Origin of the sequence: Streptomyces lavendulae subsp. lavendulae (genome assembly GCF_002803845.1) — a bacterium.
Lineage (GTDB): Bacteria > Actinomycetota > Actinomycetes > Streptomycetales > Streptomycetaceae > Streptomyces > Streptomyces lavendulae.
The window spans coordinates 5,995,964-6,012,066 of sequence record NZ_CP024985.1 but is presented as its reverse complement, the minus strand read 5'-3'; the positions used below and the strand labels follow the sequence as shown (position 1 = coordinate 6,012,066).

General features: G+C 73.5%; 12 protein-coding genes. 4 read left to right on the top strand and 8 right to left on the bottom strand.

Annotated elements, in window-relative coordinates; all coding sequences use genetic code 11:
- Positions 1 to 46 precede the first annotated feature (46 nt).
- The 7 genes from murD to rsmH form a co-directional block, all read right to left on the bottom strand.
- On the bottom strand, positions 47 to 1,474 hold the full coding sequence (murD, locus tag SLAV_RS26765; protein WP_030228022.1) for a UDP-N-acetylmuramoyl-L-alanine--D-glutamate ligase: 1,428 nt from the start codon (positions 1,472 to 1,474) through the stop codon (positions 47 to 49).
- Positions 1,456 to 2,526, bottom strand: coding sequence for a phospho-N-acetylmuramoyl-pentapeptide-transferase (gene mraY / locus SLAV_RS26760; RefSeq protein WP_030228019.1), 1,071 nt, complete (start codon positions 2,524 to 2,526; stop codon positions 1,456 to 1,458). Before mraY ends, murD begins: the two co-directional genes overlap by 19 nt.
- Positions 2,523 to 3,947: a UDP-N-acetylmuramoyl-tripeptide--D-alanyl-D-alanine ligase gene (locus SLAV_RS26755; protein ID WP_030228017.1), complete on the bottom strand. Its 1,425-nt coding sequence runs from the start codon at positions 3,945 to 3,947 to the stop codon at positions 2,523 to 2,525. The genes mraY and SLAV_RS26755 overlap by 4 nt, the downstream gene beginning before the upstream one ends.
- Positions 3,944 to 5,638, bottom strand: coding sequence for a UDP-N-acetylmuramoyl-L-alanyl-D-glutamate--2,6-diaminopimelate ligase (locus SLAV_RS26750; protein WP_030228016.1), 1,695 nt, complete (start codon positions 5,636 to 5,638; stop codon positions 3,944 to 3,946). The genes SLAV_RS26755 and SLAV_RS26750 overlap by 4 nt, the downstream gene beginning before the upstream one ends.
- 37 nt (positions 5,639 to 5,675) lie before the next feature.
- Positions 5,676 to 7,706: a peptidoglycan D,D-transpeptidase FtsI family protein gene (locus SLAV_RS26745; RefSeq protein ID WP_158740594.1), complete on the bottom strand. Its 2,031-nt coding sequence runs from the start codon at positions 7,704 to 7,706 to the stop codon at positions 5,676 to 5,678.
- Between the two features lie 171 nt (positions 7,707 to 7,877).
- The gene (gene ftsL, locus SLAV_RS26740; protein ID WP_037686766.1) at positions 7,878 to 8,414 is read right to left on the bottom strand and encodes a cell division protein FtsL; all 537 of its coding nucleotides are present in this window, start codon (positions 8,412 to 8,414) and stop codon (positions 7,878 to 7,880) included.
- The gene (gene rsmH / locus SLAV_RS26735) at positions 8,411 to 9,370 is read right to left on the bottom strand and encodes a 16S rRNA (cytosine(1402)-N(4))-methyltransferase RsmH (RefSeq protein WP_078950217.1); all 960 of its coding nucleotides are present in this window, start codon (positions 9,368 to 9,370) and stop codon (positions 8,411 to 8,413) included. Before rsmH ends, ftsL begins: the two co-directional genes overlap by 4 nt.
- Positions 9,371 to 9,682: 312 nt before the next feature.
- On the opposite strand from rsmH, the gene SLAV_RS26730 reads away from it, so the two are divergent.
- The 4 genes from SLAV_RS26730 (at position 9,683) to SLAV_RS26715 (ending at position 15,154) form a co-directional block, all read left to right on the top strand.
- Complete coding sequence (locus SLAV_RS26730) at positions 9,683 to 10,234, top strand: beta-class carbonic anhydrase (RefSeq protein WP_030228004.1); 552 nt, start codon at positions 9,683 to 9,685, stop codon at positions 10,232 to 10,234.
- Between the two features lie 137 nt (positions 10,235 to 10,371).
- Positions 10,372 to 11,382, top strand: a complete 1,011-nt coding sequence (locus SLAV_RS26725; protein WP_030228002.1) for an AAA family ATPase — start codon at positions 10,372 to 10,374, stop codon at positions 11,380 to 11,382.
- Positions 11,382 to 12,740: a DUF58 domain-containing protein gene (locus SLAV_RS26720; RefSeq protein WP_051840587.1), complete on the top strand. Its 1,359-nt coding sequence runs from the start codon at positions 11,382 to 11,384 to the stop codon at positions 12,738 to 12,740. Before SLAV_RS26725 ends, SLAV_RS26720 begins: the two co-directional genes overlap by 1 nt.
- Positions 12,737 to 15,154 carry a transglutaminase TgpA family protein gene (locus tag SLAV_RS26715; protein WP_030227997.1) on the top strand — a complete coding sequence of 806 codons (2,418 nt, stop codon included), beginning with the start codon at positions 12,737 to 12,739 and terminating at the stop codon, positions 15,152 to 15,154. The genes SLAV_RS26720 and SLAV_RS26715 overlap by 4 nt, the downstream gene beginning before the upstream one ends.
- Positions 15,155 to 15,449: 295 nt before the next feature.
- On the opposite strand, the gene SLAV_RS26710 is transcribed toward SLAV_RS26715, so the two are convergent.
- Positions 15,450 to 16,082 carry a TetR/AcrR family transcriptional regulator gene (locus tag SLAV_RS26710; RefSeq protein ID WP_030227994.1) on the bottom strand — a complete coding sequence of 211 codons (633 nt, stop codon included), beginning with the start codon at positions 16,080 to 16,082 and terminating at the stop codon, positions 15,450 to 15,452.
- Positions 16,083 to 16,103 lie beyond the last annotated feature (21 nt).

Below are 16,103 nucleotides of genomic sequence, written 5' to 3'. Positions count from 1 at the left end.
ACGAGGCGAGCAGCCGGGTCGGGCAGGATCCCTGCCCCGGATCGACCTAGGCGCTCTCGGCGGCCAGTTCGCGCACGGCGTCGGCGAACGCGTCCCCGCGCTTGTTGTAGTTCGCGAACATGTCCATCGAGGCACACGCGGGAGCGAGCAGGACCGTGTCGCCGGACTTCGCGAGCCGGGCCGCCTCCCGGACAGCTGCGAGCATCGCCCCAGTGTCGGTCCGTTCGAGGTCGACGACCGGGACCTCGGGGGCGTGTCGCGCCAGCGCCTCGGCGATCAGCGCCCGGTCGGCGCCGATCAGCACCACCGCGCGCAGCCGGTCGGCGGACTTCTGGACGAGCTCGTCGAAGGTCGCGCCCTTGGCGAGGCCCCCGGCGATCCAGACGACCGGTTCGAAGGCCGCGAGGGAGGCCTCCGCGGCGTGCGTGTTGGTGGCCTTGGAGTCGTCGATGTACGTGACCCCGCCGACCTCGTCCACGTACGAGACGCGGTGGGCGTCGGGACGGAAGTCGCGCAGGCCGTCGCGGACCGCGCGCGGTTCCACGCCGAAGGCGCGGGCGAGGGCCGCCGCCGCGAGGGCGTTGGCGATGTTGTGCGGGGCGGGCGGGTTGACGTCCTTGACCTCGGCGAGCTCCTGCGCGTTCTTCTGCCGGTTCTCGACGAAGGCGCGGTCCACGAGGATCCCGTCGACCACGCCGAGCATGGAGGGGCCGGGGGCGCCGAGGGTGAAGCCGATGGCGCGGCAGCCCTCCTCGACGTCGGCCTCGACGACCAGGGCCTCGGTGGCGGGGTCGGCGACGTTGTAGACGCAGGCGACCGTGTTGCCCTCGTAGATGCGGCCCTTGTCGGCGGCGTAGGCGTCCATCGAGCCGTGCCAGTCGAGGTGGTCCGGGGCCAGGTTGAGGACGGCCGCCGAGTGGGCGCGCACGGAGGGCGCCCAGTGCAGCTGGTAGCTGGAGAGCTCGACGGCGAGGACGTCGTAGGTCTCGTCGCCGGTCACCACGTCGATGATCGGGGTGCCGATGTTGCCGACGGCCGCGGTCTTCAGACCGGCCGCGCGCAGGATCGACGCGAGCATCTGGGTGGTGGTGGTCTTGCCGTTGGTGCCGGTGATCGCGAGCCAGGGGGCGGCGTTCTCGCCCCGCAGCAGCCAGGCGATCTCGACGTCGCCCACGACGTCCACCCCGGCCTTGCCGGCGGCCTCGAAGAGCGGGCTGCCGGGCTTCCAGCCGGGCGAGGTGACCACGAGGTCGGTGCCCTCGGGGAGCGTGTCGGCGTCGCCCAGGCGCACGGAGATGCCCGCCGCCTCCAGCTCCGCGGCCCGCGCCCGGTGGCCCTCGCTGTCGCCGCCGTCGACGACGGTCACCGAAGCGCCGAGGCCGGCCAGGGCGCGGGCGGCGCTGACGCCGCTCACGCCGAGGCCGGCGACGGTGATGTTCCTGTCCTGCCAGGAGGTCACTTGTCTGCTGCCCATCCCGCGTAGAAGAGACCGAGACCGACGATCACGCACATGCCCTGGATGATCCAGAAGCGGACCACGACGAGGACTTCGGACCAGCCCTTGAGTTCGAAGTGGTGCTGGAGCGGGGCCATGCGGAAGACGCGCTTTCCGGTCAGCTTGAAGGAGCCGACCTGGATGACGACCGACATCGTGATGAGCACGAAGAGGCCGCCGAGGAGCGCCATCAGGAACTCCGTGCGGGAGCAGATGGCGAGGCCCGCGAGTGCGCCGCCGAGGGCGAGCGAGCCGGTGTCACCCATGAAGATCTTGGCGGGCGAGGTGTTCCACCACAGGAAGCCGAAGCAGGCTCCCATCAGGGCGGAGGCGACGACCGCGAGGTCCAGCGGGTCGCGCACCTCGAAACAGGCGTTCGGGTTGGTCAGGGTCTGCGCGTTGACGCAGGACTCCTGGAACTGCCAGACGCCGATGAAGGTGTAGGCGCCGAAGACCATCACGGCGGCGCCGGTGGCCAGGCCGTCCAGACCGTCGGTGAGGTTCACGCCGTTGGACATGGCCAGGATCATGAACAGCGCCCAGACCACGAACAGCACGGGGCCGATCGACCAGCCGAAGTCCGTGACGAACGACAGCTTCGTGGAGGCCGGGGTGAGTCCGCGCGAGTCCGAGAACTGCAGCGCGAGGACCGCGAAGGCGATGCCGACGATCAGCTGGCCGGCCATCTTGGCCTTGGCCCGCAGACCGAGCGAACGGCGCTTGACGATCTTGATGTAGTCGTCGAGGTAGCCGACCAGGCCCATGCCCGCCATCAGGAAGAGCACGAGCAGACCGGACATGCTCGGCGATTCGCCCGTGATGGCCTTCGTGGCCGCGTACGCGATGAGCGTCGCCAGGATGAAGGAGATGCCGCCCATGGTGGGCGTGCCCTTCTTCCCGGCGTGGCCGCGGGGGCCGTCGTCGCGGATGAACTGGCCGTAGCCCTTGCGGGCCAGCAGCTTGATCAGGAGGGGGGTGCCGATGACGGTGAGGAACATACCGATGACACCCGCGAACAGGATCTGCCTCATCGGCCGGCGACCTCGCCCTCGCTGTCGAGCAGCGCCTGCGCGACCCGTTCCAGGCCGATCGACCTGGAAGCCTTCACCAGCACGACGTCCCCCGGGCGCAGTTCACTGCGCAACAGGTCCACCGCCGCCTGCGCGTCGGACACGAGCACCGACTCCTCACCCCACGAACCCTCGTTATATGCGCCCAGTTGCAGCCAGGACGCTTCCCTGCCCCCGACTGCCACGAGCTTGCTCACGTTGAGCCGGACGGCGAGCCGTCCCACCGCGTCGTGTTCGGCCAGCGCAGCGTCGCCGAGCTCGGCCATGGGGCCGAGCACCGCCCACGTACGTCCCCCCCTCGCCCTGGCGGAGTCGCCCATCGCGGCAAGTGCGCGCAGGGCGGCCCGCATGGACTCGGGATTCGCGTTGTAGGCGTCGTTGACGATCGTCACGCCGTCCGCGCGCTCGGTGACCTCCATCCGCCACCGAGACAGCGTGCCCGCCGCGGAGAGCGCCGTGGCGATCTCTTCGACGGACATGCCCAGGACATGGGCGACGGCGGCCGCGGCGAGCGCGTTCGACACGTGGTGCTCACCGTACAGCCGCAAGGTCACATCGCTGCACCCGGTCGGGGTGTGGAGTGTGAAGGAGGGCTGTCCGGCGGGTGTCATCCGCACCTCGGTGGCCCGTACGTCGGCGTCCTCGGCCTCCCCGAACAGGACGGTACGGGCCTTGGTGCGGGCGGACATGGCCCGCACCAGCAGGTCGTCGGCGTTGAGGACGGCCACCCCGCCGTCGGCTTCCGCCGGCAGGGCCTCGACCAGCTCTCCCTTGGCCTGGGCGATGGCCTCGCGACCGCCGAACTCGCCGATGTGGGCGGTCCCGACGTTCAGGACGAGGCCGATCCGCGGCGGGGTCAGACCGGTCAGGTAGGCGATGTGGCCGATGCCGCGGGCGCCCATCTCCAGGACCAGGTGCCGGGTTTCGGCGGTGGCCTTCAGGGCCGTGAGCGGAAGGCCGATCTCGTTGTTGAGGGATCCGGGCGTCCACACCGTGGGCGCGTGGTGCTGGAGCACCTGCGCGATGAGGTCCTTGGTGGACGTCTTGCCGGCCGAACCGGTCAGCGCCACCACGTCGGTGCCGAGGCGTTCGACGACGGTGCGGGCGAGGGCGCCGAGGGCCTTCTCCACGTCGGGGACCACGATCGCCGGAACGCCGACCGGGCGGGCGGCGAGGACGGCCGCGGCGCCGGCCGCGACCGCGCGCTCGGCGTAGTCGTGGCCGTCGACGTGCTCGCCCTCGAAGGCGGCGAACAGGCTCCCGGGCTCCACCTGGCGGGAGTCGATGACGACGGGGCCGCCGATCCGCACCGAGGGATCCGGTATGTCGTGGGGCCGCCCGCCGGTGATGTCGGCGATCTCGGCGAGGGAAAGGGCGATCACTGGTTCACCTCGGCCTGTCGGGCGCTGCGCTGCTGGGTCTCGATGGCCGCGCGGAGCACGGCGCGGTCGTCGAAGGGGCGTACGACGCCCGCCGTGTCCTGGCCCTGCTCGTGGCCCTTGCCCGCGACGAGGACCGTGTCCCCGGCCCCGGCGCGCGCGACGGCGGTGGCGATGGCCGCGGCCCGGTCGGCGTCGACGAGGACGGTGGCGCGCTCCTCGGCGGGGACGGAGACGGCGCCCTCGAACATCGCGGCGAGGATCGCGAGGGGGTCCTCGGAGCGCGGGTTGTCGGAGGTCAGGACGGCGGTGTCGGCGTACCGGGCCGCCGCGGCGCCCATCGGGGCGCGCTTGGTGGTGTCGCGGTCGCCGCCGCAGCCGAGGACGATGTGCAGCTTGCCGGTGGTGACCTCGCGCAGGGCGCGCAGCACCGACTCGACGGCGTCCGTCTTGTGGGCGTAGTCGACGACGGCCAGGTACGGCTGTCCCGCGTCGACCCGCTCCAGGCGGCCGGGGACGCCGGGGACCGCGGCGACGCCGTCGGCGGCGGTCTGGGGGTCCAGCCCGGCGGCGGCGAGCGTGACGATCGCGGCGACGGTGTTCGCGACGTTGAACGGGCCGGCCAGCGGGGCGGTGGCCCGTACGCGCTGTCCTTCGGGCCCGACCAGGGTCAGGGTGGAGTCCATGGGGCCGCTGACCACGTCCTCGGCGCGCCAGTCGGCGGCCGGGTCGCCGGCGGCGGAGAAGGTGACGACCGGGATCGGTGCCTCCTTCGCGAGGCGGCGGCCGTACTCGTCGTCGACGTTGACCACGCCGAGGCGGGCGCGGCGCTCGGTGAAGAGCTGCGCCTTGGCCTGGAAGTAGTCCTCCATGTCGGAGTGGAACTCCATGTGTTCCGGGCTCAGGTTGTTGAAGACGGCGACGTCGAAGACGCATCCGTCGACCCGGCCCAGCACCAGGGCGTGGCTGGAGACCTCCATGGCCACGGCCTCGACGCCGCGTTCGCGCATGACGGCGAACAGGGCCTGGAGGTCGGTGGCCTCGGGGGTGGTGCGCTCGGACTTGATGCGCTCGTCGCCGATGCGCATCTCGACGGTGCCGACCAGTCCGGTCGTGCGTCCGGCGGCGCGCAGTCCGCCCTCGACGAGGTACGCGGTGGTGGTCTTGCCCGAGGTGCCGGTGATGCCGAGCTGGAGCAGGCCCTCACCGGGGCGGCCGTAGATCTCGGCGGCGAGCTCGCCCATCCGGGCGCGCGGGTCGGCGACGGTGAGCACCGGCAGGCCGGTCGCGGCGGCGCGGTCGGCGCCGGCCGGATCGGTCAGCACGGCGGCCGCGCCGAGGGCGGCGGCCTGCGTCGCGAAGTCCGCGCCGTGGAGCCGGGCACCGGGCAGGGCGGCGTACAGATCGCCGGGGCGCACGGCACGGGAGTCGTGCGTGATGCCGGTGACCGGTGTCGCGCCCGGATCGGGCAGACCCAGCAGGGTGGCCAGCTCGCCCAGAGGGGTCGGGCGGGCGGACACGGGCCGGGGCGCTCCCGGCGGCGCTGCCGGGGCGTCTTTCGGGGCGGTTCTGGGCTGATCAGCGTGGGGCACGGCGGTGAGCGTACCGGGCGCGGCGGGCCGCTCGCGAAGCGAGGGCCCGCCCTGGGCGCCGTCGGCCGATTGGTTCCCGGGTTTCGGGGTGATGGTTGTCACTGATGGTGCCTCACGCGTCTCTGGCCGGGCGGCCGGTTCACTGCCCGGGCTGCGGGCCGGTCTGCGGGCCGGTCTGGGTGGTGTTCGGGGTGGCGGGCGGCGGGGCGCCGTCGAAGGTCACCGGGAGTCCCGCGGGGGCGGTTCCGGTGGGTGCGACCTGGAGGGTCTTGAGCGCGAACTCCATCACCGTCTTGTAGATCGGGCCGCAGATCTGGCCGCCGAAGTAACTGCCCTTGGTGGGGTTCTGGATGGCGCAGTAGACGGTGATCCGCGGGTTGTCGGCGGGGGCGAACCCGGCGAAGGAGGCGGTGTACCCCTTGTAGCGGCCGGTGGCCGGATCCACCCGGTTGGAGGTGCCGGTCTTGCCGCCGACCCGGTAGCCGGGGATGCGGGCCTTGGTGCCGGTGCCCTCCTGGTCGTCGACGACGGATTCGAGCATCTCCGCGAGGGTCTTGGCGGTCCCCTGGCTGATCACGCGCGTCTGTTCGGGTGCCGGGGCCGGGGTGAAGCGGCCGTCGGGGCCCTTGGTGCCGCGCACCAGGGTCGGGGTGATCCGGACCCCGCCGTTGGCGATGGTGGAGTAGACGGAGGCGGCCTGCATGGCGTTGAGGGACAGGCCCTGGCCGAAGGGGATCGTGTACTGCTGCGAGGTGGACCAGGCCTCCGGCCTGGCGAGGATGCCGCGGGTCTCGCCGGGGTAGTTGAGGCCGGTGGGGCGTCCGATGCCGAACTTGTCGAGGTAGGAGTACAGGACCCGGTTGGCCTCGGGCTGGGTGGCGCCGAGCTGGCCGGTGGCCAGGATGGTGCCGATGTTCGAGGACTTGGCGAGGACCCCGTTGAGGGTCAGGTACCAGGTCGGGTGGTCGACGTCGTCCTTGAAGAGCCGGTCGCCGCGGTGCAGCCGGTTGGGGACCTCGACGTGGGTGTCGGGGGCGGCCTTCTTCTCCTCCAGGACGGCGGCCATCGAGATCACCTTGGCGGTGGATCCGGGCTCGTACACGTCCTGGAGGGCGGCGTTGCCCATGGCGGCGGAGCGGGCCCGGGTCAGGTCGTTGGGGTCGAAGCCGGGGGCGTTGGCCATGGCCAGGACCTCGCCGGTGCGGGTGTCCTGGACGACGACGTAGCCGCGGTCGGCGCCGGACTTCTCGACCTGCTCGGCGATCGCGGACTGCGCGGCCCACTGGATGTCGCGGTCGATGGTCAGCTCGATGTCGTCGCCGGGTACGGCGGGCTTCTCGCTGGATCCCGCGGTGGGGACGCGGCGGCCCCCGGACTGGGCGTAGGTGAGCCGGCCGTCCTTGCCGGCCAGCTTCTTGTCGAGGGAGGACTCCAGGCCGCCGCCGCCCTTGCCCTCGGCGTTGACGTAACCCAGTATCCCGGCGGCGAGGTCGCCGTTCGGGTACACGCGCTTGCTGCTGACCTCGTTGAAGACGCCCGCGATGACGTTGGCGCCGGGGCCGTTGCCCTTCTTGTCGGCGGCGGCCTTGTCGGCGAAGAGCTTCTTGAGGTCCTTGATCTGGTTCCAGACCTGGGGGGTCTGGCGGCGGGCCAGGATCACGTAGCGGGTGTTCTTGGTCTTCAGGCGCGCGGTGAGTTCCTTGGCGTCCTTGCCGAGGATCGGCGCGAGGAGGGCCGCGGCCTGCTCGGGGGCGTCCGGGGCCTTGCTCTCCTGCGGGGTGAACATCTTGGGGTCGGCGGTGATGTCGTACGCGTCGACGCTGGTGGCCAGGGCCACGCCCTTGCGGTCGGTGATCTCCCCGCGCTCGGCGGCCAGGGTGTAGCTGGCGAAGCGGTTCTCGGTGGCCTTGGCGGAGTACGCGGAGGCGTCGACGGCCTGCACCTGCAGGAGCCGGACGACGAAGGCCAGCATGACCAGGGTCAGGCCCACGCCGACCAGGCGCAGCCGGGGCCTCGGGCTGCCGAGGCGGATGGTGTGCGGGGTGCGTCGCACGGCGGGGCGCCGGGTCGCGGGGCGGGACGCCGGGCGGGCCGTGGCCCGCGCCCGCTCCCCGGGCCGCGGCCGCGGCGGCCCGGGCACCCGGCGGCGCGGAGGCTCCTTGGGACTCACCGGGGCCCCCTCCGTCCCCCGGCCACCACGGGACCGCGGGCGCCCGGCCGGACGGCACCGCCAGGGACCCGCCCAGCCCCGCGGGCGTTCGATGCGCGGGGCCGGGTGGGGGCCGGGGAACGGTGGAAGGGCGGGGCGGGGAGATGCCCCGCAGGGGTCCGCGTCACGACGTCACCTTCCAGGGGTCTGGCTCGGCTGTGGCTGGGCTTGAGGGGGTGCGGGCTGGCCCGTGGCGGGCGCGGGGCCACCCGAGGGCGGGGCCGCCGCGCCGGACGCGGGCGGCTGCGCACTCGGGGAGACCGCCGGGGGCGAGGGCGCGGGCGGCGCCTCCGCCTGGGCGGGGGTGCCGGCGACCTTGCCGTCGGAGCCGATGAAGACGGGGCTGCCGCCCGGCACCAGCCCCAGCTCGTGCGCCCGCCGCTGGAGCGCGTCCGGGGCGGAGTAGGCGTCGACGTCCCGCTGGAGCGCCTGCTGCTCGTCCGTCAGGGCGGTGGTCTCCTTCTTCAGCTTCGTCAGCTGGAAGGAGCCCTGGTTGAGCGCGGAGTTCAGCAGCAGCAGGCTGATCAGCCCGCCGCCGAGCAGTGCCACCACCAGCAGGACGAACGGCATCCGGGCCGCCTGCCCCGCCGTGGCGGCGGCGGGCCGCACCCGGACGAGGCGGGCCGCCTTGCCGGCCTTGCCGCCCGGGGAGCGGCCCGCCGGGGTCACAGCCGCGCCTCGCGGATGCGCTCGACGCCGCGGAACCGGGCCGGGGCGGCCCGCCGGTTCTCGGCGATCTCCTCCTCGGTGGGCAGTTCCGCCCCGCGCGTCAGGAGCTTCAGCTTCGGCTGGTACTTCTCCGGTACGACCGGCAGTCCGGGCGGGGCCGTGGAGGTGGCGCCCGCCGCGAAGACCTGCTTGACCAGCCGGTCCTCCAGCGAGTGGTACGAGAGCACGGCGATCCGCCCGCCGACCGCGATCCGGTCGACCGCCGCCGGAATGGCCTTCTCCAGCCCGGAGAGCTCACCGTTGACCTCGATGCGCAGGGCCTGGAAGGTCCGCTTGGCGGGGTTGCCGCCCGTGCGCTTGGCGGCCTGCGGCAGCGCGTCGCGGATCAGCTCCACCAGCCGCGCGCTGTTGCTGAAAGGCTCCTTCTCCCGCTCGCGCACGATCGCCGACACGATCCGCTTCGCCTGCTTCTCCTCGCCGTACTGGCGCAGGATGCGCACCAGCTCGCCGGGGGCGTAGGTGTTGAGGACCTCGGCGGCGCTGATGCCGGTCGTCTGGTCCATGCGCATGTCCAGCGGGGCGTCCTGCGCGTACGCGAACCCGCGGTCGGCCTCGTCGAGCTGCATGGAGGAGACGCCCAGGTCGAAGAGGATGCCCTGGACGGCCGGGATCCCCAGGCTGTCGAGCACCTCGGCGAGGTCGGCGTAGATCGCGTGGACGAGGGTGGCCCGGTCGCCGTACGGCGCGAGGCGCTCGCCGGAGAGCCGCAGGGCTTCCTTGTCGCGGTCAAGGCCGATCAGGTGGGCCTCGGGGAACCGGGTCAGCAGGGCCTCGCTGTGGCCGCCGAGGCCGAGGGTGCAGTCGACGACCACGGCCCCCGGCCTCTCCAGCGCCGGGGCCAACAGGTCCAGGCACCGCTGGAGCATCACCGGGACATGTCGGGACTCGCTAGTCAAAGCGCCCTCTCAGATAACGGCGCGGCAGGCGTACGCCGCGCCGCGCACGCGGAGTTTTACCAGGGGGCCGGGCGGCCGGGTGAGGGCCGGGCTCCGGCCGGTTCGCGTCACTTTAGTGCAACGGTCGCCACGGTCAACGAACCGCCCCGCGCCCGGTGCGCCCCACGCGGAGGGAACACGCAAAAGCCCCGAATCACCCGGACGGCGGCCCCCGCCTCACCCCTGTGGGTTAGCTCACAACAAGGCTCGTTGACCTTCTTTGTCCACCCTCACTCAATGCCGCACCGCCGTGTGACCACTAACGTCGTAACCATGACGACTTCCGCATCCCTGCCCGCCGGCCCCGTCACCGAGGGATCCGGCGGCGAAACCGTCACCGACCGCCTCGTCGAGGCGAACCGCCGGTACGCCGCGCAGTTCACCGACCCCGGCATGGACGCCCGCCCGGTCCTCCACGTGGCCGTCGTGGCCTGTATGGACGCCCGCCTCGACCTCCACAAGGCCCTCGGCCTGGAGCTCGGCGACTGCCACACCATCCGCAACGCCGGCGGCGTCGTCACCGACGACACCATCCGCTCGCTCACCATCAGCCAGCGCGCCCTGGGCACCCGCACGGTGATACTCATCCACCACACCGGCTGCGGCCTCGAAAGCCTGACCGAGGACTTCCGGCACGAGCTGGAGGACGAGGTCGGCCAGCGCCCCGCCTGGGCCGTCGAGGCCTTCCGCGACGTGGACCAGGACGTCCGCCAGTCCATGCAGCGCGTGCGCACCAACCCCTTCCTGCCCCACAAGGACGATGTGCGAGGCTTCGTCTTCGACGTGCACACGGGCCTCCTGCGGGAGATCGATCCGGCCTCGTGAGTGACACCGGGCCGTGACGGCGTCAAGAATGCGGGGGGACGCCCCCCGGAATCCCTCCGGAACGGCGTCCGTGTTTCGGGGTGGGCCGGTTCATGCGCCAAGAGCGTCGGCCCTGGAAAAGGGCCGAGGAGAACCAGGTGACCACGTACGACGACCGAGCGAGCCTCGCTGATCTGACCAGCACGGCCGAGCGGATCCGCCAGTCGGTCGAGGGCGTGATCGAGGGGAAGCCGGAGGTCGTCCGGCTCGCCCTGACCGTGCTCCTCGCCGAGGGCCACCTGCTGATCGAGGACGTTCCCGGCGTCGGCAAGACCATGCTGGCCAAGACGCTCGCCAAGTCCATCGACTGCTCGGTCCAGCGCATCCAGTTCACCCCAGACCTGCTGCCCTCCGACATCACCGGCGTCAGCATCTACGACCAGCAGCGCCGCGAGTTCGAGTTCAAGCCGGGCGCGATCTTCGCGCAGATCGTCATCGGCGACGAGATCAACCGCGCCTCCCCCAAGACCCAGTCCGCGCTGCTGGAGTCGATGGAGGAGCGCCAGGTCACGATAGACGGCACCACCTACACCCTGCCCAGCCCCTTCATGGTGGTCGCCACCCAGAACCCGGTCGAGATGGAGGGCACCTACCCCCTCCCCGAGGCCCAGCGCGACCGGTTCATGGCCCGCGTCTCCGTCGGCTACCCCAGCCCCGACGCCGAGCTCCAGATGCTCGACGTGCACGGCGGGGTCTCCCCCCTCGACGACCTCACCGCCGTCGCGCACGCCCACGACGTCGTCAAGCTCATCGAGGCCGTCCGCGAGGTGTACGTCGCCCCGCCCGTCCGCCGCTACGTCGTCGACCTGGTCTCCGCCACCCGCAGCCACCCGGACCTGCGCCTCGGCGCCTCGCCCCGCGCCACCCTGCACCTGCTGCGCGCCGTGAAGGCCTCCGCCGCCCTGGCCGGCCGGGACTACGTACTGCCCGACGACGTCCAGCAGCTGGCCGCGCCCGTCCTCGCGCACCGGCTGCTGCCCACCGCGCAGGCACAGCTGAACCGGCGCACCGCCGAGCAGGTCGTCCAGGACATCCTCCAGCGCACCCCCGTCCCCGCCGCGCACGCCCGCGGCGAGATGCCGCCCGGCGCGGGCATCCGGGGCTTCTGATGGGTGCCGGTGCCCCGTACGGCGCCGGCGGGCAGGTGAGGGACCCGGGCGGACTGCGCGCCTCGCTGGCGGGGCTGACCACCCGGGGCCGCTCGTTCCTGGCCGCCGGGACCGCCGCGGCCGGGTGCGCGTACGTACTCGGCCAGGGCCAGCTGCTCCGCGTCGGCCTGCTGCTCGTCGTCCTGCCTCTGATCTGCGTCCTGACCCTGCACCGCACCCGCCACCGGGTCACCGCCGACCGGCGGCTGACCCCGCCGCGGGTGCCCGCCGGCGGCGAGGCCCGCGTCCAGCTCCGGCTGGAGAACGTCTCCCGGATCCCCACGGGACTGCTGATGCTCCAGGACCGGGTGCCCTACGTCCTGGGACCCCGGCCCCGCTTCGTCCTGGACCGGGTCGAGGCCGGCGGCAGGCGCGAGGTCTCCTACCGGGTCCGCTCCGACCTGCGCGGCCGCTACCCGCTGGGCCCGCTCCAGCTCCGGCTGACCGACCCCTTCGGGCTGGTCGAGCTCACCCGTTCCTTCAGCGCCTACGACACCCTCACCGTCGTCCCCCGCACCGAGCCCCTGCCCCCGGTCCGGATGACCGGCGAGGCCAACGGCTACGGCGAGGGCACCCGCCGCTCCCTCGCGCTGGCCGGCGACGACGACGTCATCCCCCGTACCTACCGGCGCGGCGACGACCTGCGCCGGGTGCACTGGCGCTCCACCGCCCGCTACGGCGAGCTGATGGTGCGCCGCGAGGAGACCCCGCAGCGCAGCAAGGCCACCGTCCTGCTCGACACCCGGGGCGGCGCCTACGAGGGCGCGGGCCCCGACTCCGCCTTCGAATGGGCGGTCTCCGCCGCCGCCTCCACCGTGCTGCACGTCCTGGAGCAGGGGTTCTCGGTGCGGCTGCTGACCGACACCGGCGACTCGGTGCCCGGTGAGGGCGCCGGCGGGTTCTCCTCGGGCGGGCAGGAGTCCGCCGAGGCGGCCGGGCTGATGATGGACACCCTCGCGGTGGTCGGCCACTCCCAGGGCTCCGGACTCGCCCGCGCCTGCGAAGCCGTGCGCGGGGCGGGGGCCGGGCTCGGCTCCGGCGGGGACGGCCTGCTCGTCGCGTTCTTCGGCGACCTGGACGACGTACAGACGGAAATGGCGGCCCGGATGCGGCAGCGCAGCGCGGGAGCGGTGGCGTTCGTACTGGACTCCGCGACCTGGGCCGGTGAGCCCTCGCGGGTGGAAGAGCGGCTGCGCAGGCTGCGCGACGCCGGCTGGACGGCGCTGGCCGTCCCGCCCGGCGCGGCCTTCGCCGATCTGTGGCGGCAGGCCGGGAACGCCCCCGTAAGCACGGGAACGACCCCCGGAGGCCTGGTATGAGCGGGCGGGCGCGCGTGACGCTCTTCGCCGCGCTGGCGACGCTGCTGACCTCCTGGTCACTGGCCCCGCTGGTGGAGACCTCCGGCTGGCTGCTCCAGGCCGCCGCGCTGCTGGCCGTGCAGGCCGCGGTGGGCGCCGGGGGCCGGCGGATCCCGCTGGCCCGGCCGCTGACCGTGGGCGCGCAGCTGCTGGTGTCGCTGCTGCTGCTCGCGCTCCTGTTCGCGGGCAAGACCGAATCCACCGGGAGCGGGCCGATGGCCTTCCTGGTCACCGACTTCGGCGGGCTGTTCCAGCAGGGCGTGCGGGACGTCGGCGAGTTCGCGATACCGGCCCCCCTGACGGACGGCATCCGGCTGCTGCTGCTCTGCGGCGTGCTGCTGATCGGCCTGCTCGTCGACGCCCTGGCGGTCACGCTGCGCTCGGCGGCGGCGGCCGGACTGCCGCTGCTGGCGCTGTACTCGGTGGCGGCCGGACTGTCGGCGGAGCGGGGCGGCTCCTGGTTCGCCTTCCTGCTGGCCGGCGCGGGCTACCTGATGCTGCTGCTGTCCGAGGGCCGTGACCGGCTCGCCCAGTGGGGACGGGTCTTCGGCGCGGCCCCGAGCGCGCGGGTGTCCGCCGCCTCCGGCTACGGCGGCGGCCCGGGCGGCGGCGGACGGGCCCTGGCGCCCGTGCGCACCGGCCGCCGGATCGGCGTGGCCGCGCTGGGACTGGCACTGGCGGTGCCGGCCGCGCTGCCCGCGCTCGGCGGCGGGGTGCTCGGCCGTCCCGGTGAGGACTCCGCCAGGGCGGGCGGCGGGGGCACGATCTCCGCGGTGAACCCGCTGGTGTCGCTCCAGAGCAGCCTGAACGCGCAGGACAACCGGGTGGTGCTCAAGTACCGCACGGACAGCCCGCAGCTGGGCGAGCAGTACCTGCGGATCCTGGCGCTGGACGAGTTCAACGGGGTCAAGTGGGAAGCCTCCGGGCGCCCCCTGACCGACGTGCCGGAGCGGCTGCCGAACCCCGCGGGGCTGAGCGAACGGGTCCGCGAGGGCTCGGCCGAGATCCGCACCACCGTCTCGGCGGCGGAGACGTACGCCCAGCGCTACCTGCCGATGCCCTACCCGGCGACGCAGGTGGACATCGCCGGCAAGTGGCGGTACGAGCCGGTCGGCCGGACCCTGGTCGGCGACCAGCTGGGCAAGGACCGCTTCCAGAACGTGCAGGGCGCGCAGTACACCGTACGGAGCCTTGTGCTGCGGCCGACGGCGGCGCAGCTGCAGTCCGCCCCGGGCCCGAACCCCTTCGTGCAGGCCGAGTACACCAAGGTGCCGGACAACCTGCCGCCGGTGGTGGCGGACACGGCCCGGCGGGTGACCCAGGGCGCGCAGGACGACTACACCCGGGCCGTCCGGCTCCAGGACTTCTTCGCGGTGAACGGCGGCTTCCGCTACGACACGAAGGTGTCCTCGGGGACGGGTTCGCAGGCCATCGCCCGGTTCCTCCAGGACAAGGAGGGCTTCTGCGTCCACTTCGCCTTCTCGATGGCGGCGATGTCGCGCACGCTGGGCATCCCGGCGCGCGTGGCGGTCGGCTTCACCCCGGGCGAGAAGCAGTCCGACGGCAGCGTGAACGTCTCGATGCGGGACGCGCACGCGTGGCCCGAGCTGTACTTCGAGGGCGTGGGGTGGACCCGGTTCGAGCCGACGCCCCGCTCGGGGATCTCGGTGCCGGACTACAGCCGCGCCGCCACCCCGCTCCCGCAGCCGTCCGCGCCGTCCGCGCTGCCCTCGCAGTCGGCGGCGGCGCCCTCGGCGGCCCCCTCGCAGAACGACGCCTGCCCGCCCGAGCTGAAGAAGCTCGGCGAGTGCGGGGGCGCGGCGCCGAAGCAGTCCGCCGCTCCCGGCTCCGGCGGCCTGCCCGTGGGCGCGGTCATCGGCTGGGGCGCGGCCGTACTGGCCGTGCTGGGGCTGCCGTTGCTGCCGGTGCTGTGGCGCCGCCGGGTCCGCGGCCGGCGGCTGGCCGGCGGGGACGTCCTGGCCGCGTGGCGGGAGCTCGGTGACGCCGCCTGGGACGTGGGCATCCCGCCCGACGAGGCGCTCTCCCCGCGCCGGGCGGCGGCGCGCGTGGTGGTCCTGGGCCGGCTGGACGGGGAGGCCGCGCAGGCCGTGCACCGGGTCGCGGGTGCGGTGGAGCGGGCGCTGTACGCCCCGCCCGGCGCGGAGGTCTCCGCTCCGGGGCTGTCCGAGGACGTCCTCCTGGCCCGGAGCGCGCTGCTGGCGTCCGCGACCCGGCCGGGCAGGCTGCGGGCGCTGCTGCTCCCCCGGTCGGCGGCCCGCGTCTCCTGGGCCCTGTCGGCCCGGCTGGCCGCGGTCTCGGCCCGGACGACGGCCCTCAGCGCCCGCTTCCGCCTCCCCCTGCGCAACCGCGGCTGAAGTCCGCCGCGGCGGCACGACGGCGAAACGCCGGTGTGGTCGGGCTCGTTCCCCCCGAGCCCGACCACACCGGCGTTTCCCGTTGCCGGGTCCCCCCACTCACTCCCGGCCGGGGCCCCGGTCCGCTCCGCGGCCCCGTGTCCGCGGTGCGGGCCGTGTGCCCCGCCCGATGCCCCCAGTCTGCTGTCCGCGCAGGTGGGAGCCATCCGTACGCGTACTCATCTGTGCACCTAGGTACGGATACTCAGTTCTACGCCGCCCGGCTCCCCGGAGGGCACCGCCGACCGGGGGTCCCTCAGCGGCTCCCGCTGACCCGGCCCCGCAGCAGCAGCGACAGCGCCGAGTGGACGTCGTCCAGCGACCGCTCGCTCTGGAAGGCCTGCCAGTCCAGCGCGGCCACCAGCACCATGCCGACCAGGGCGGCGGCCGTCAGCGGCACGTCGATCTCGGTGCTGAGCTCCCCCCGCTCGACGCCCTCGCGCAGCACCGTCTCCACCACGGCCACGGCCTCCTGGCGGACCACCATCAGGGTGGACTGCCAGGCCCGGTTGGTGCGCCACAGCTCGGCGACGTAGAGCTGGGTGAAGGCCGGGTAGCGGTCGATGAAGACCAGTCCCGCCCGGATCATGGCGTCGAGGGCCTCGATCCGGGTGCCGCCGCGCGCCTCGGTCTCCTGGGCCGCGGTGCGCAGCGAGGCGGTCAGCAGACCGACCCCGTGCCGCAGCAGCTCCTCGAAGAGCTCGGTCTTGCTGGCGAAGTTGTAGTAGACGGTGCCCTTGGCGACGCCGGCCCGCTCGGCGATCTCGTCGACCGTGGTCGCGGAGAAACCCTGTTCGGCGATGAGCGTGACGGCGGCTTCGTAGAGCTTCTGCCGGGTGGCCTGGCGGCGTGCGCCGCCGGTGCCCGTACCGGTGCTGCTGCTTTCCATGGCGCTGATTCTCACAGGTCA

Coding starts and splice junctions, on each gene's coding strand:
- murD (WP_030228022.1), bottom strand. CDS start 1,474: ATGGGCAGCAGACAAGTGACCTCCTGGCAGGACAGGAACATCACCGTC.
- mraY (WP_030228019.1), bottom strand. CDS start 2,526: ATGAGGCAGATCCTGTTCGCGGGTGTCATCGGTATGTTCCTCACCGTC.
- SLAV_RS26730 (WP_030228004.1), top strand. CDS start 9,683: ATGACGACTTCCGCATCCCTGCCCGCCGGCCCCGTCACCGAGGGATCC.
- SLAV_RS26720 (WP_051840587.1), top strand. CDS start 11,382: ATGGGTGCCGGTGCCCCGTACGGCGCCGGCGGGCAGGTGAGGGACCCG.
- SLAV_RS26715 (WP_030227997.1), top strand. CDS start 12,737: ATGAGCGGGCGGGCGCGCGTGACGCTCTTCGCCGCGCTGGCGACGCTG.
- SLAV_RS26710 (WP_030227994.1), bottom strand. CDS start 16,082: ATGGAAAGCAGCAGCACCGGTACGGGCACCGGCGGCGCACGCCGCCAG.